General features: G+C 70.0%; 15 protein-coding genes. 9 read left to right on the forward strand and 6 right to left on the reverse strand.

The window, feature by feature from the left end; translation table 11 throughout:
- Positions 1-5: 5 nt before the first annotated feature.
- The gene (locus ACWCRB_RS27065) at positions 6-1241 is read right to left on the reverse strand and encodes a 4-hydroxybenzoate 3-monooxygenase (RefSeq protein ID WP_450998516.1); all 1236 of its coding nucleotides are present in this window, start codon (positions 1239-1241) and stop codon (positions 6-8) included.
- 149 nt (positions 1242-1390) lie between these two features.
- Between ACWCRB_RS27065 and ACWCRB_RS27070 the strand changes: the two genes are divergently transcribed.
- The gene (locus tag ACWCRB_RS27070) at positions 1391-2881 is read left to right on the forward strand and encodes an alginate lyase family protein (protein WP_450998529.1); all 1491 of its coding nucleotides are present in this window, start codon (positions 1391-1393) and stop codon (positions 2879-2881) included.
- 217 nt (positions 2882-3098) lie between these two features.
- The gene (locus ACWCRB_RS27075; RefSeq protein ID WP_450998517.1) at positions 3099-3614 is read left to right on the forward strand and encodes an SgcJ/EcaC family oxidoreductase; all 516 of its coding nucleotides are present in this window, start codon (positions 3099-3101) and stop codon (positions 3612-3614) included.
- A 104-nt stretch (positions 3615-3718) separates the two neighbouring features.
- On the opposite strand, the gene ACWCRB_RS27080 is transcribed toward ACWCRB_RS27075, so the two are convergent.
- The 3 genes from ACWCRB_RS27080 to ACWCRB_RS27090 are packed head-to-tail and all read right to left on the reverse strand — an operon-like array spanning position 3719 to position 6446.
- Complete coding sequence (locus ACWCRB_RS27080) at positions 3719-4258, reverse strand: hypothetical protein (RefSeq protein ID WP_450998518.1); 540 nt, start codon at positions 4256-4258, stop codon at positions 3719-3721.
- Positions 4255-5757, reverse strand: a complete 1503-nt coding sequence (locus ACWCRB_RS27085; protein WP_450998519.1) for an ATP-binding protein — start codon at positions 5755-5757, stop codon at positions 4255-4257. The genes ACWCRB_RS27080 and ACWCRB_RS27085 overlap by 4 nt, the downstream gene beginning before the upstream one ends.
- The gene (locus tag ACWCRB_RS27090) at positions 5754-6446 is read right to left on the reverse strand and encodes a response regulator (protein ID WP_389353976.1); all 693 of its coding nucleotides are present in this window, start codon (positions 6444-6446) and stop codon (positions 5754-5756) included. The genes ACWCRB_RS27085 and ACWCRB_RS27090 overlap by 4 nt, the downstream gene beginning before the upstream one ends.
- Positions 6447-6633: 187 nt before the next feature.
- Here ACWCRB_RS27090 and ACWCRB_RS27095 point away from each other — a divergent pair, with 187 nt between their 5' ends.
- Genes ACWCRB_RS27095 through ACWCRB_RS27110 form a run of 4 tightly spaced genes read left to right on the forward strand, consistent with a single transcriptional unit; the run spans position 6634 to position 11091 of the window.
- Complete coding sequence (locus tag ACWCRB_RS27095; RefSeq protein ID WP_450998520.1) at positions 6634-7593, forward strand: hypothetical protein; 960 nt, start codon at positions 6634-6636, stop codon at positions 7591-7593.
- Complete coding sequence (locus ACWCRB_RS27100; protein WP_450998521.1) at positions 7590-9071, forward strand: peptidoglycan-binding protein; 1482 nt, start codon at positions 7590-7592, stop codon at positions 9069-9071. The genes ACWCRB_RS27095 and ACWCRB_RS27100 overlap by 4 nt, the downstream gene beginning before the upstream one ends.
- Positions 9068-9844 carry an ABC transporter ATP-binding protein gene (locus ACWCRB_RS27105; RefSeq protein ID WP_450998522.1) on the forward strand — a complete coding sequence of 259 codons (777 nt, stop codon included), beginning with the start codon at positions 9068-9070 and terminating at the stop codon, positions 9842-9844. Before ACWCRB_RS27100 ends, ACWCRB_RS27105 begins: the two co-directional genes overlap by 4 nt.
- 44 nt (positions 9845-9888) lie before the next feature.
- A complete protein-coding gene (locus ACWCRB_RS27110; RefSeq protein WP_450998523.1) occupies positions 9889-11091 on the forward strand; it encodes an ABC transporter permease in 1203 nt (400 codons plus the stop codon).
- 31 nt (positions 11092-11122) lie between these two features.
- Here ACWCRB_RS27110 and ACWCRB_RS27115 read toward each other — a convergent pair whose 3' ends face one another.
- Entirely contained in the window at positions 11123-11410 is a 288-nt protein-coding gene (locus ACWCRB_RS27115; RefSeq protein WP_450998524.1) for an MmyB family transcriptional regulator, read from the reverse strand.
- Between the two features lie 30 nt (positions 11411-11440).
- On the opposite strand from ACWCRB_RS27115, the gene ACWCRB_RS27120 reads away from it, so the two are divergent.
- Positions 11441-11695 (forward strand): zinc-binding dehydrogenase, encoded by a 255-nt coding sequence (locus ACWCRB_RS27120; protein WP_450998525.1) that lies wholly within the window; start codon positions 11441-11443, stop codon positions 11693-11695.
- Between the two features lie 512 nt (positions 11696-12207).
- Positions 12208-13119 (forward strand): hypothetical protein, encoded by a 912-nt coding sequence (locus ACWCRB_RS27125; RefSeq protein WP_450998526.1) that lies wholly within the window; start codon positions 12208-12210, stop codon positions 13117-13119.
- A 120-nt stretch (positions 13120-13239) separates the two neighbouring features.
- Here ACWCRB_RS27125 and ACWCRB_RS27130 read toward each other — a convergent pair whose 3' ends face one another.
- Positions 13240-13653 carry a CoA-binding protein gene (locus tag ACWCRB_RS27130; RefSeq protein WP_450998527.1) on the reverse strand — a complete coding sequence of 138 codons (414 nt, stop codon included), beginning with the start codon at positions 13651-13653 and terminating at the stop codon, positions 13240-13242.
- Between the two features lie 138 nt (positions 13654-13791).
- On the opposite strand from ACWCRB_RS27130, the gene mftR reads away from it, so the two are divergent.
- The gene (mftR, locus tag ACWCRB_RS27135) at positions 13792-14433 is read left to right on the forward strand and encodes a mycofactocin system transcriptional regulator (RefSeq protein ID WP_450998530.1); all 642 of its coding nucleotides are present in this window, start codon (positions 13792-13794) and stop codon (positions 14431-14433) included.
- Positions 14434-14625: the final 192 nt, after the last annotated feature.

The raw sequence follows: 14625 nt of genomic DNA on the forward strand, positions 1-14625 counted from the left end.
AGGTGTCAGTGGTCGGCGTCCCTGCCGATGTACACGTCGGCGAACGCGGCTGCCGCCGCAGGGGAGTTGAGGATCCGGCGGAGGCGGGCGAGGGTCGTGCCGGAGCGGAACGGGTCGCCCGACGACGCCCCGTGGTAGATGTCCGACAGCCACAGGGAGAACTCCTGGTACTGCCAGACGCGGCGTAGGCACGCCTCCGAGTAGCCGTTCAGGGCGTCCGGGTCGCCCTTCGTGAGGTAGTCGACGAGTCCGTCGCCGAGCAGGAAGGCGTCGTGCAGGGCGAGGTTCATGCCCTTGGCGGCGATGGGCGCGGTGAGATGGGCCGCGTCGCCGGCCAGGAACAGCCGACCGAACTGCATGGGTTCCACCACGTAGTTGTGCATGTCGAGCACGCGTTTCTCGATCAGGCGGCCCTCGTTGAGCGGGGGCGCTCCCAACGCGCCCAGTCTTTCGTGGAGTTCGGCCCAGACGCGGTCGTCCGGCCAGTTCTCCGGGTCGTCGCCGGGCGGGCATTCGAGGTAGTAGCGGGTGACCTCGGGACCCCGGGCCATGTGCCCGGCGAAGCCGCGCGGATGGATGCCGAACATCACGCAGTCGTTGGACGGCGGCGCCTCGGCGAGCAGGGCCAGCCAGCCGATGCCGTAGTCGTGCCGCGCGACGCGGGCGTGCGCCGCCGGGATCGCCGTACGGGTCACCCCACGCGCGCCGTCGCAGCCCGCGATGAACTCGCCCTGTACGTACTCCCGTTGGCCTGTCTCGGCCGAGATGTACGAGACCGAGGGCTGGTCGGTGTCGAGGTCGTGCACGAGGACGTCCTTGACGCTGAAGCGGATGTCGCCGCCGCGTACGTCCGCGTACTCGCGCACCAGGTCCGTCACCAACAGCGGCTGGGGATAGGCGAAGTGGCGGTGGCCCGACAGTTCGGCGTACTCGAAGCGATGGCGTCGGCCGCCGAACCGGAACTCGCACTTCGTGTGCGTACCGGCCCGCTCCAGCAACGTGTCGGCCAGGCCCCGCTGTTGGAGGGCGTGGACCGCCCACTCCTCGATGAACCCGGCCCGGGGGTGCTGCTCGATGAACGCCCGGCTCTCCGTCTCCAGCACCACACAGTCGATGCCGGCGGCCCGCAGGATGTTCCCGACGGTGAGCCCGGCGGGTCCGGCGCCCACGATCACGACCGGAAAGCGTTGCGTGGACGAGGAGTTGGGCGTCGTGGCTGGGGGAGGTGAGGCGAAGGTCACTCCTGCATTATGTCGACCGCTCGCCCTGGTTGGGTAACCCGCACTTTTCGTTATCGGCGGTCCTGAGGCGCGTCTCCTCTCCGTACGCGCCTCACCCCCCCTCCAAATCAAGGACCGCAGCTTTGAACACACAGATCAGCCGTCGCGGCATGCTGAAGTTCACCGGCGTGACGGCGGGCGCCGTCGCCATCGGTACGACCGTCGCCGCTCCGCAGGCCACGGCGGCCGGCGCGAGCCTCGTACACCCGGGCCTGCTGCACACCCGTACGGATCTGGACCGGATGGCGAAGAAGGTGAAGGCCGGGGCGGCGCCGTACACGGCGGGCTTCGCACGGCTGACCGCCAACCGGCACGCGCAGAGCGGCTGGACGGCCAATCCGCAGGCCACGGTCTACCGGGGCTCGGGCTCGCCGCAGAACTACGTGATCCTCTACAACGACATCCACGCCGCCTACCAGAACGCCCTGCGCTGGCACATAACCGGCGAGAGCGCGTACGGGGACACCGCCGTCGCGATCCTGAACGCCTGGTCGGCGAAGCTGACCTCGCTGCAGGGCTCCGCCGACCGGTTCCTCGCGGCGGGTCTGTACGGCTACCAGTTCGCCAACGCGGCCGAACTCGTCCGCGACCACGCCGACTTCGACCTCGCCCGCTTCCAGAAGATGATGCTCGACGTCTTCTACCCGCTCAGCGAGGACTTCCTGGCGGACCACAACGACGCCGTCGTCACCAACTACTGGGCCAACTGGGACCTCACGGCCATCGCCTGCGTCCTGGCCGTCGGCATCCTCTGCGACGACCGCGCCAAGATCGACCGGGCCGTCGAGTACTTCAAGCACGGCGCCGGCATGGGCTCGGTCAAGAACGCCATGCCGGTCGTGTACGAGGACGAGGGCCTCGCCGAGTGGGTCGAGGCCGGCCGCGACCAGGGCCACGCGCTGCTCGGCGTCGGTCTGATGGGCACGGTCTGCGAGATGGCCTGGAACCAGGGCATCGACCTGTACGGCTACGACGACAGCCGGTTCCTCAAGGGCGCCCAGTACGTGGCCAAGTGGAGCATGGGCGGCGAGGTGCCGTACACGGCGAACACCCGTAGGAAGGGTGCGGTCAACGGCTGGTCGGGCAGCGAGACCGCGACCGCGGCCGCCGCCGTGGACCCGGCGATGACCCGCCCGATCTGGGCCATGATCGCCAACCACTACACCAAGCGGCGGGGCCTGTCGGCGACCTATCTGACCCGTATCGCCGCCCAGGCGGCACCCGAGGGCGGTGGCGGTGACTACGGGCCCAACAGCGGCGGTTTCGACCAACTGGGCTTCGGGACACTCGCGTTCAGCCGGGACCGGGCGAGTGCGAGTGCGGGTGCGACTGCGGGGGCTGGCGCAAGTCCGAGTCCTGCTGCCAGTGCCAGTGCCAGTGCCAGTGCGAACGCGAATTCGGGTGCGGGTGCCAGTGCGAGTGTGAGCCCGAGTGCCAGTCCGGTCGGGGGCGCGAATCCTCAGGGCGGAACGGGCGACGACCTGGCCGCGACGGGTACGACGGATGTCGTCGCCTGGACCGCCGCGACCGGTATCACCGCGCTCGCGGGCGGACTTCTGCTGCTGCGCAGGCGCAATCGATCCGGCGGTGCTGCACAGTAAGGGCGCCGAAAAGTCGAACTTTGGTCAACTCGTAGAGGAATTTGGAGTGATTGAGAGGGATTTCGGCTCTGTCCCTCGGTATCCGCATGATCGCTGTCCGTTATTTGGAACTTCCTTGTCCATTTAGAGGACATGTGATGGCCCGGCCTTTACCGCCGCTCCGTGAAAGTGACAACCATTCCTGCCCCCAACAGGAGTCCCTCGAACAGGAGTTGTGATGAAGCATCACCTGCGCGGCCGTGCCGCGATAGCCACCGCCGCAGCGCTCGTTGCCGCGGGTACCATCACGGCCGGCGTCAGCGCCGCGTCGCCCGAGCACCAGACGTCCAAGCCGAAGAACACGCTGCCGAGCAAGGCGGAGATCGCGGGTCTCTTCGACCACTGGAACGCCACGCTCCAGACCGGTGACCCGGAGAAGGTCACCGCCCTCTATGCGCCGAACGCCGTGCTCCTGCCGACGCTCTCGCCGAAGATCCGCACCACGCACGCCGAGATCGCGGACTACTTCGTGACCTTCCTGAAGAAGAAGCCGGTGGGCGAGAAGCTCCAGACGATCATCAACATCCTCGACGACAACTCGGCGATCGACACCGGGCTGTACGAGTTCCACGTCACCGACCCGACGACCGGTGTGAAGTCGACGGTCGAGGCGCGCTACACGTACGAGTACGAGAAGATCGGCGGCAAGTGGCTCATCCAGAACCACCACTCGTCGGTCCTGCCCGCGGAGTGAACCCCGTGGGGTGAACCGGCCCCTGTGTCACCTGAGCCCGGCCCACCGGTTCTTACCGGTGGGCCGGGCTCGTTCGCGTCAGCCGAGGTGGCAGATCTCCGGGTCTATGCGGGGCAGGTCGCGTCGCGGCCTTCGGCGCTCCACTGGGTCTTGGCGCCTCTCACGGTGGCCGTGATGATCACCTCCACCGATACGACGTCCGGGTCTTCGGCGTGGCGGGCGCCGGCGGCCGTACAGACCACCTGAGCGAGGGCATCGCCGACCAGCGGCTTGACGGTGGCCGGGAAATCCGCCGGGTCGTCGAAGCGCAGCTCGATCGACACCTTGGCGCCATCGGCCCAGACCGTCGGATCCTTCTTCAGCTTCCGCAGCAGGCTGCCCACACCTCTGCTCAGTTCGGATCTGGTCGGGCCCTGGAACAACAGCCGAACGGCCGCCGCGACGCCGGGCCGCTGGGGGAGCCTGCGGGGGACCGCGACCAGGCCGTCCTCGCCCGTGAAGTAGAGCGTGGTGGTCGACCGGATACCGGTGGCGGGCTCCCCCGAGCCCACGACACCGGTCGTGGGGATGCCGCAGGCGCCGAGCAGGAGCGCACCCGCGAGCAGAAGCAGCGCGGGCCGGGCGGCCCGGTGGACAGGGCTCACGGCTGGCTCCCCTCGGCCGGATCGGCCGGTTCCGGTGGTGGCTCGTTCTGTCGCAGCGGGAGTTCCACGGTGAAGACGGCACCGCCGTGCGGACCGTTCGCCGCCTGGATGGTGCCGCCGTGCAGGTGGACATTTTCCGCGGTGATGGCGAGTCCGAGGCCGCTGCCCTCGGTCCTGGTACGGGCCGTGTCCGATTTGTAGAAGCGGTCGAAGACATGGGGCAGGACGCTTTCGGGGATGCCCGGTCCGCTGTCCAGCACTTCGATGACCGCCCGCCGCCCGTCGTCCGGGTGTTCCCACTCGTAGAGGTCCAGCCGTACGGGGCGTCCGCCGTGGCGGAGGGCGTTCCCGACCAGGTTGGCGACGATCACGTCGAGGCGGCGCGGGTCGAGGCTGCCGCGGAGTGTGCCCGGCGGTGGCAGCCGGGTCTCGACCGTGTCCAGCCAGGCGCGGGAGGCGAGGGTGCGCCGGACGGAGTCCGCGAGGTCGATCTCGTCCAGGTGCAGACCGGCCGCGCCCGCGTCGAAGCGGGAGATCTCCATCAGGTCCTCGACCAGGCGGGCCAGCTTGACGGTTTCCTCGCTGATGAGCCGTACGGCGGTGGCGGTGTCCGGGGCGAGATGTGCCGCGTCCTCGTCGAGGATGTCGGTGACCGCAGACATGGCGGCCAGCGGGGTGCGCAGTTCGTGCGACACGTCGGCGGCGAAGCGGCGGGCGCGTGCCTCCATGCGGCGCAGTTCGGTCACCGACTCCTCCAGGGCGGCGGCGGTCTCGTTGAAGGTGTGGGAGAGGGCGGCGAGTTCGTCGGAGCCGTTGACGGCGAGCCGGGTGTCGAGGTGGCCCTCGGCGATGCTGCGGGTGGCCCGGCGCAGCTCTCGTACCGGCCGCAGTACGCCACGGGCGGCCAGCAGCGCGAGCAGGACGGCCAGGACCAGCGCGGGAACGGTGGCTCGCTCGATGGCGGGGACCAGGGCCTGGACGTAGGCCTGTTCGGTGGTCTGCGGCACCGTCAGGAAGACGGCGAGCCCGGACGGGTCGGACGTGGGCCGCTCCGCGGTGCCGAAGGTGACCGGCAGGCCGACGACGAGTGCGGGGCTGCCGTGCCGTGTCACCCGCTGGAAGACGGTGCTCCCGTCGGAGGCCACGGCGGCGCGCAGGTCGGACGTCAGCTGTTCGAACGGGTCCTGTGGTGTGGAGGTGGCGCTCAGGCCGCCGTAGGTGGCCAGTACGCGCCAGTCCTTCGACGGTTCGGAGCGTGCCAACTGCTGTGCGAACATGTTCAGTTGCTTCTGGTCCGGGGGAAAGTCGAGGTCAGCGGCGAGGGTGCTGACATGGTCGCGGAACTGCGCGATCACTCCGTCCTGGCTCTGCTGGAGCACCCCCGTGCGCGCCTCCCGGAACGTCAGGGCGCCGGTGGTCAGGGTGGCGACGCCGGCGACCAGCAGGAAGGCCACCAGCAGTCGGACGCGCAGGCCGCGCAGCGGCGTGGGCGCCTTCACCGGGTTCTGAACTGGTAGCCGAAGCCGCGCACGGTCTGTATGTAGCGCGGCTGTCCCGGAGGCTCGCCCATCTTGGTGCGCAGCCGCTTGACGCAGGCGTCCACCAGCCGTGAGTCACCGTGGTAGCTGTGTTCCCAGACGGCTTCCAGGAGCTGCTGCCGGCTGAACACCTGACCGGGCGAGGCGGAGAGGGTCAGCAGGAGCCGTAGTTCGGAGGGGGCGAGGGCGACCGGCGCGCCCTGGTGGGTGACGGTCAGCGCGGCCCGGTCGATGGCCAGTTCCCCGTGCGTCTCGGTCTTCGGCGCGGCTCCGTCGGCGGATGTGCCGCCGACCCGGCGCAGGACGGCACGGATACGGGCTTCGAGCACGCGGGCCTGGACGGGCTTGACGACATAGTCGTCGGCTCCCGCTTCGAGTCCGACCACGATGTCCACGTCGTCGCCCCGGGCCGTCGCCATGATGATCGGAACCTGGTCGTCGGCCCCGCGGATCCGGCGGCACACGTCGAGCCCGGACATGCCGGGCAGCATCAGATCGAGGACGACGACGTCCGGCCGGAACGACCGCAGCCGTTCCAGCCCGCCCTCACCCGTCCCGGCGGCGGCCACGTCGTGCCCCTGGCGGCGCAGCGCGAGTTGGACACCCTCACGAACGGCGCGGTCGTCTTCGATGAGCAGGACACGTGGCATGTGCTCAGTATCCGTACAACACCAGGCCGGGCCGGTGCTGTTACCGGACGATCACATACTCGCGGGCGGGAGTGCGGACCCGGCGTCCTGTCGCCGGCGCATCGGCTGTTGCCGTTTGATCACACTCCGGGCCAGTTCCCATCACACCGCGGGGCCAGCCTGATCCACCATGAACACACACCCGAACATGCCCAAGAGGCTCCGTGTCTCCGTGGCCACCGTCCTGGCGATCGGCCTGCTGCCGCTCCTGGCCGCCTGCGGCGGTTCGGACGACAAGACCGGCGCGAGCTCCGGTTCGTCGGGCGGCAGCGAAGCGAACGCGGCGAACGACAGTACGACGAACGCCGACGGGGCGGTGCAGCTCACCGTCCCGTCCGGCGCGGACGACGACACCAAGAAGCTGTACATCACGGAGAACACCATCGCGGCCTGTATGAAGAAGCAGGGCTTCACCTACACACCGCACGTGGTGACGGCGAGCGGCGACGACTCCTTCGCCGGGCTGGACGCGGAGGACTACGCGGCGGCGAAGAAGTCCCGGGAGAAGTACGGGTTCGGCAACTACGCCGCCGCCGTCTACCCCGACGACCCCAATGCCCCCTTCAGCAACCCCGGAGGGAAGGCGGGACAAAAGCGGACCGACGCCGTCGCCGACGACGACGAGAAGGGGCTCACCCCCGCCCAGCAGAAGGCGTACCAGGAGGCGCTGGCGGGCCCCCAGGCCGAGTCCAAGGCGGACGAGAAGATCGGCGGCTGCGAACTCAAGGCGTCGATAGCAGTGAACGGACACGCGCTGAGCGCCGCCGAGCAGAAAAAGGCGGAGAACGCCAAGGCGGAGGCGAACCGCGCGAACGGTCTCGAGCTCAACGGCGACGCCCAACTGGTGCAGCTCGCACAGGACTTCGCCGCCTGTCTGAAGGCGCAGGGCATCCCGGTCAGCACCACCCAGCCGACCGGCATGTCCGACATGGTGCGGCTGGAGCAGAACGTTCCGGACAACCACTTCAGCATGAGCAAGGAAGAGGCGCTGCCGCTGCTCACCAAGGAGATCGACATCTCCCTGAAGGACCTGGAGTGCGGCAAGAAGTTCCGGGCCGCGTACTTCCCCAAGCTGAAGGCCCACCCGTACTGGGGTGACAACGCATGAGCCGACTCAGCAGCCGTAAGCAACTGGGCGCGCTGGTCGGCGCGGTGGTCCTGGTCGGCGCGGGCGGATGGATCGCCGGTACGCAGGTGCGCTCGCCCGCCGACGCGGCCGCCGCGCACACCGCGCCGAAGGCCGGCCCGGTGACCGTGGCCGTCCAGCGGCAGTCCCTCACCGCGACCGTGGTGGCGTCGGGGTCCGTCGAGTTCGCCTCGCCGCGTCCGCTCGCGCTGGCCGGCGCCGTCGGCACCGGGGCGGCCGCGTCCGCGGGCGGCGAGGGCGCGGAGCAGCGGATCACCAAGGCACCGGTCGCCGGTACCAAGGTCAAGGAGGGCGACGTACTGATGACGGTCAACGGCCGTCCGGTGTTCGCGTTGAGCGGATCCGTGCCGATGTACCGTGCGTTGGGCCCCGGTGCCTCCGGCGACGATGTGAAGCAGCTCCAGAGAGCCTTGCGGCGGCTCGGCTTCGATCCCGGGTCGATCAGCGGCACCTACCGCCAGGGCACCGCGGCGGCGGTCACCAGCTGGTACACGAGCAAGGGGTACGAGGCGCAGAAGCCCAGCGCGGACGACGAGCAGCAACTGGGCCAGTTGCAGCAGGCGGTGTCCGCCGCCCAGCAGACACTGCTCACGACCAACAGCGCGAGCGGCGGCAGCGGCGGCACGGAGACAGGGACGGGGACGGAGGCGGGGGCGAACGCCAGTACGGGCTCGCCGAACCCGCAGTCCAGCACCGACGCACAGATCCACCGACTGCAGCTCGAATCCGCGAGGAAGTCGCTGGACATGGCGAACGCCGCGCTCAGCACCTTCCAGGCCTCCTACGGGACGAAGGTCCCGGCCGGTGAGGTCGTCTTCTTCCCGAAGCTGCCCGTACGGCTGAACAAGGTGACCGTGAAGACGGGGGACACCGCGTCCGGTCCGATCGGCACCGTGACCAGCTCCGACCTGGAGGTGCAGGCGGTCGTCCCCGGCGCGGACGCCGAACTGCTGAGGAAGGGCATGGCCGTCGAGCTGACGACGACGGACGGCAAGAAGGCGGCGGGTACGGTGTCGGCCCTCGGCGCCGACGCCGCGTCCTCGACGACGGCGGCGACGGGCTCGGGCGAGGACGGCGAGGGATCCGCTGGGACGACCTCGGGGGACACCGGGGACGAAGCCGCCGGCACCTCCGCCACCGGCTCCTCGGCCCCGGTCCAGCTGCGGATCTCCGTGCCCGACTCCGGCGAACTGGCCGACGAGGCCGAGGCCGCGGTGAAGGTGACCATCAAGATCGGGGCCTCGGACGGCAAGGTGCTGGTCGTGCCGCTCGCCGCGATCCGTACCTCGTCCGACGGAAAGGTCCGGGTGCAGGTCGAGCGTGGCGGCAGGCTGAGCGATGTCCATGTCACCGTCGGGCTCTCCGCGGCCGGTCTCGTCGAGGTGAAGGCGACCAGTGGCACGCTGGAGCAGGGCGACAAGGTGGTGGTGGGCGAGTGACCTCGGCCCCCGGTCCCGGGCTCGCTCCCGCCGTCCCCGGCCCTGCCGATGCCAATGCCGACGCCGTCCCTGGCCCCGCCGATGTCGACGCCGTCATCGAACTCACCGGTGTGGAGCGGACCTTCGACTCCGAGCCCCCGGTGCACGCGCTGCGCGGCGTGAACCTGACCGTGCGGCGCGGCGAGCACCTCTCGATCGTCGGCCCTTCCGGCTCGGGGAAGTCGACGCTGCTCAACACGCTGGGCCTGCTCGACCGGCCCACCTCCGGTACCTACCGGCTCGACGGCGTCGAGACGACCGGGCTCGGCGACCTCGAACGCACCGCGCTGCGCGGCAGCCGCATCGGCTTCGTGTTCCAGTCCTTCCACCTCCTCCCGTACCGCACCGTCGACGAGAACGTCATGCTGGCCGAGGCGTACCGCAGGCCACGCCCGGGACTCGGGCGCGGTACCCGGCTCGCCCGCGCCCGGGAGGCGCTGGAGCGGGTCGGGCTCGGGCACCGGTCGGGCTTCAGGCCCGACCGGCTCTCCGGCGGCGAACGCCAACGCGTCGCCATCGCACGGGCGTTGATCAGCGATCCCGCGCTGCTGCTCTGCGACGAACCGACCGGCAACCTGGACAGCGAGAACACCCTCTCCGTACTGGAACTCTTCGACGACCTGTGCGCCCAGGGCATGACCCTGGTGCTCATCACCCACGACGAGACGGTCAGTCGCCGCGCGGGCCAGCGGGTCCGCATCACCGACGGCCGCCTCACCCTGGAGACCGAGTGAAACCCGCATCGGCCGGGGCCGGGGCACGTATCGAACGCCCCTGGATGGACCCCCGTGACCTGTGGACGGAAGCCCTCGCGGGCGTCATGGCCCGCCCCGTACGGTCCGCCCTGACCACACTCGGCACCGTGCTCGGCATCACCACGCTGGTCATCACCATCGGTGTGGCCTCCACGGCCGGCAACCAGATCGTCGGCCGGTTCGACGCGCTCACCGCGACCTCGGTGACCGTGACCGTCCCACCCGCGCCGACCGGTTCGGAAGACGAGCCGCTGGTGGACTGGTCGGGGATCGACGCGGTCCGGCGGCTGGCCGGTGTGGACTCGGCCGCCGCCCTCGCCGACTCCCCGCTGACCAACAGCGTCCAGGTGCGGTCCAACGACGTGAAGGCGCCCGGCGACGTCTCCGGCCAGACCCTGGCCGTGGTGGCCGCCTCGGCAGGCCTGCCCGCCGGGGTACGCGGCGCGATGACCTCGGGACGGTTCTACGACGCCGGCGACATCGCCCGGCACGCCCAGGTGGCGGTCCTCGGCGACCAGGCGGCACGGCTGCTCGGCATCAGCCGGGTGCAGGACTCCCCGGCGATCTTCTTCCAGGGCCAGTCGTACACCGTCATCGGCATCCTCGGCGGCGTGAAGCGCGAGCAGCGCCTGTCCACCGCGGTGATACTCCCGCCCACCACCGCCGCGGACCGCCTCGGCCTGGAGGACGTCACCCGGGTGCTCATCAACACCGCGCTCGGCGCGGCCCGGCAGGTGGCTCGCCAGGCGCCGATCGCCCTGGCCCCCGGACAGCAGAACTCCCTCGCCGTGGCGGCGCCGGCGGACCTGTCCAAGGCCCGCGACGGTGTCCAGAACGACGTCAACGGTCTCTTCCTCGTCCTCGGCCTGGTCTCGCTGGTGGTGGGCGCGATCGGCATCGCCAACGTCACCCTGGTGACGGTGATGGAAAGGGTCGGCGAAATCGGGCTGCGGCGGGCGCTGGGCGCCTCGCGACGGCAGGTAGCCGGCCAGTTCCTCCTAGAGTCGACGACGATCGGCCTCCTCGGCGGCATCGTCGGCGCGGCCCTGGGCATCGCCGTCGTGGTGGGTGTCGCCGTCTTCAAGGAATGGACCCCGGTCCTGGACCTGAACCTCGCCCTCGGCGCCCCGCTCGCCGGAGCCCTCGTCGGCCTGCTCGCAGGTCTCTATCCGTCGCTGCGCGCCGCCCGGCTGGAACCGGTGGACGCGCTCCGGGCACCTTCCTGAAAGCGCAGGCCGTGCGTCGTCCGGTGAGCGGTCACGACTGTGATCGCGGCCCAGGTGACAGCAGGCCGTCGGGGCTGTTCTCGGCGGCGGTGCAGACGATGAGCACGGGGCCGGGGTTGCCCGGTATCGGGTAGGCGTCCCAGTCGAGGTTGAGTTCGCCGACCAGGGGGTGGTTGATGCGCATGTGGCCGCGGATGGCTTCCTCGACGTCATGGCGGGCCCACAGGGCGGCGAACTCGTCGCTGTGGATGGCGAGTTCACCCACCAGCTCGACGGCGCGCGGGTTCCCGGGATCGGCGGCGACCTGCGTCCGCAGCATTACCGGAGCCGGTTGGCCAAGGGGGGCCGGATGGTCACCGTCGGACTGTCGGCCGGGGCCCTGGCCGCGATCGCCGCGTCCAGCGTGCACGGCTCCCGCCGCATCCGCACCTTCAGCGCCAACTCCGACACCGCCGTGCTGCGTGACGTGGCCGACCATGTCACGTCGGGTGCGCTGCGCCCGGTGGTCGACAGCGTGTACCCGTTCGCGGACATCGCCGCGGCGCACCAGGCGTTCGAGCGCGGCGGCGTCGTCGGCAAGCACGTGGTCGCGGTGTCCGCGTAGCTCGCAGCAGGAGCGACGCCCTGGCTGTGGGTGAGGGCGACCGCTTCGCGCGGCCGGGACCGGTGACGACGCCGGCGACCATGGCGACGGCGAGCATCAGGTCGTCCGCCGCTTCCAGTCGAGGACCGCCGCCGAAGGGGATCTCGCCGTACTGCGGTACACCGACCCGGCTGATCGCGCCGCCGGGGCGGACCAAGCCCGGGCCCATCTCCAGGGCCGACCGCACGCCGACGCGCACGTCCGGCAACACCTCGAGATTTACTCGGCGGTTGGGACAAATGACCCTGGCCCCGGAAGCGCTCCGTCTCCGAGTATGTGGCCTGTGGGGTTGCTGTGATTCAAGGGGCTGGTGCGGCGAGGCCCGTACGCATCCCCTGCCTTTGCACGGCGTCGTCCGCCCTCTTCTCACCCCCGATGTGATGCCTCGCGGAGATCACGGAAGTGCCGCCCGCCGGATGGCCGGGCGGCCGTCAAGCCCACGGTCAACAAGATCGCGATCCAGGGAGCAGGCAATGGACATGACCTCACCGCCCGGCGCCGGACGGGCGTCCGGCGTACGTGCGCACAAGCGACGATCCCGGTTGCTCAGCGGGAGGTTCCTGGCGATCTTCCTCGCCGTGGCGACACTGCTGGGCGGCGGAACGTGGTTCGTCACGTCGCAGGGACAGCAGGCGAGCGCCGCCGTCGACGACGGCAAGGTCTTCCAGTTCCCGACGGAGAAACTGGACACCGCGATCGCCTACTGGATGAGCCGGGGCTTCCCCTTCGGCAGGCGGACCGACCGGATCGACATGTCCGACCCCAACGACCCCACGAACTCGGCGACGAACCGGGTCGGCTTCATCATGCGCGGAGGCTTCTTCCTCGACGCCGCGTCCGGGGATCTCACCGAGTTCATCCGGAACATCCCCGGGACGCAGGAGCCGCAGCTGCTCGAGTACGACATCGACATCCGGCCGACCCGGGGCACGAATCGCGGTGACGAACGGATCGTCCGGGACAACGTCAACGGTTTCATCTTCTACACCCCCAACCACTACACGGACTTCCACCTCTATCAGTACCTGGAGGGCCCCAACGCATCGGACGTGACCATGCCCGTGCCCGCCCCCGTGTGCCGGGAGAGCGGGGGCGCCATCACCTGCCCCAACCCCACGGCGGGCGCCGCCGATCTGCAGGTCACGGAGGAGACGCCCACCGCCGAGGAGCTGGCCGACCAGCCCGCCGAAGGGCCGACGACCCCCGGCCCCGACAGCAACGACGCCCCCGTCAACAACCCGGAGTTCGAATCGAGCAACAGTGACCTCCTGGGGATAGCGCAGCAGAGGGGCGACAACCAGGCGTCGGAGTGGGCCGTCCTCATCACCGCCCTCTGGAAACTGTTCCTGGACCCCAGCAACAGCAGCCCCAAGACCGAGCTGTGAGAACCGGGCCGAACGGCTCACCCCGGTCCCTTGCCCGGACCATGAGGAGGGGCAGCGCCGGCCCGATGGCCTCGCTGTCCTGCGGATATGCATACGCATCCGCTTGCGCACGGACAGGAATCAACGTGCGGAGTTGAGTTCAATCGCCGGGCAGCGGTCCATGACCATGTCGAGCCCGGCGGCGCGGGTGCGGTCGTACGCCGACTCGTCGATCACACCGAGCTGGAACCAGACGGCCTTGGCGCCGATGGCGGCGGCCTCGTCGGCGACCGGACCGGCGAGGTCGCTGTTCACGAACACGTCGACGACATCGACGCCGATGTCGGAGGGGATGTCGGCCAGCGAGGCGTAGCCCCGCTCGCCGTGGACCGTCTCGGCCTTCGGGTGGATGGGGATGATCCGCTTGCCGTAGCGCTGGAGGACCTTGGCCACGCCGTACGCGGCTCGCTGCTCGTTCGACGACAGGCCCACGATCGCCCAGGTGTCGCCCGCCTCGGTCAGGATCTTGCGGATGGTCTCTGGGTCGCCGTACACGCCCGGCCTCCTTGGGATTCGTCCAACGGGATTCGTACAGCCGCTGCTGTGCGCGACAACAGTGGTCGGCCTGCGATGATTCCCCGATTCCCCGCGTTGCCGCCGGGGCGGGGTGTCCGAGGGCGCGTCCGATGCATGATGTGCGGTGTGGTTGCTGACACGGGACGGCGGGAGAGCGTGGCGGGTGGAGCGGCGGGGGTGAGCCGTACGGGGCGGCCCAGGGTGACCTCGCGGGCCGCGCTCGAACAGCTGGGGTTCGAGCTGTTCGCCCGGCAGGGCTTCGACGCCACGACCGTCGATGACATCGCGGCGGCCGCCGGCATTGGCCGACGTACCTTCTTCCGCTATTTCGCGTCCAAGAACGACCTTGTGTGGGGCGACTTCGAGGATCAGCTGCTGAGGTTCGAGCAGTTGCTGGCGGGGACCGATCCGGGTGCTCCGCTGATGGACGCGTTGCGGGGTGCGGTGGTCGAGTTCAATCGCTTCGATCCGGCGGTGGTGCCGTGGCATCGGCAGCGGATGACGCTCATCTTGAGGGTGCCGACGCTTCAGGCCGACTCGACGGTGCGGTACACGACGTGGCGGGCACACGTTACGGAGTTCGCTGCGCGGCGGATGGGGCGGCCGGCGTCCGATCTGCTGCCTCGGTTGTTGGGGCATGCGGCGTTGGCTGCGTGTATTGCCGCGTATGAGCACTGGCTGAGTGATGAGGAGGCCAGTCTCGGGGAGCTGTTGGATCAGGCGATGCGGCAGCTTGCGGTGGGGTTTGATGGGGTTTGATGTCGTCTGCGGGCCGGTGGGGGCTGGTCGCGCAGTTCCCCGCGCCCCTCAAAGACCCGTCCGTCCCGATTCCTTTGGCTGCGGGCCGGTGGGGGTTGCTCGCGCAGTTCCCCGCGCCCCTAAAGGACCCGGCCCTCCGGGCCGAAAAGCACGGGGCGCAGCCCCTGCTTTTCAGGGGCGCGGGGAACTGCG

Source organism: Streptomyces sp. NPDC002156 (assembly GCF_053593675.1).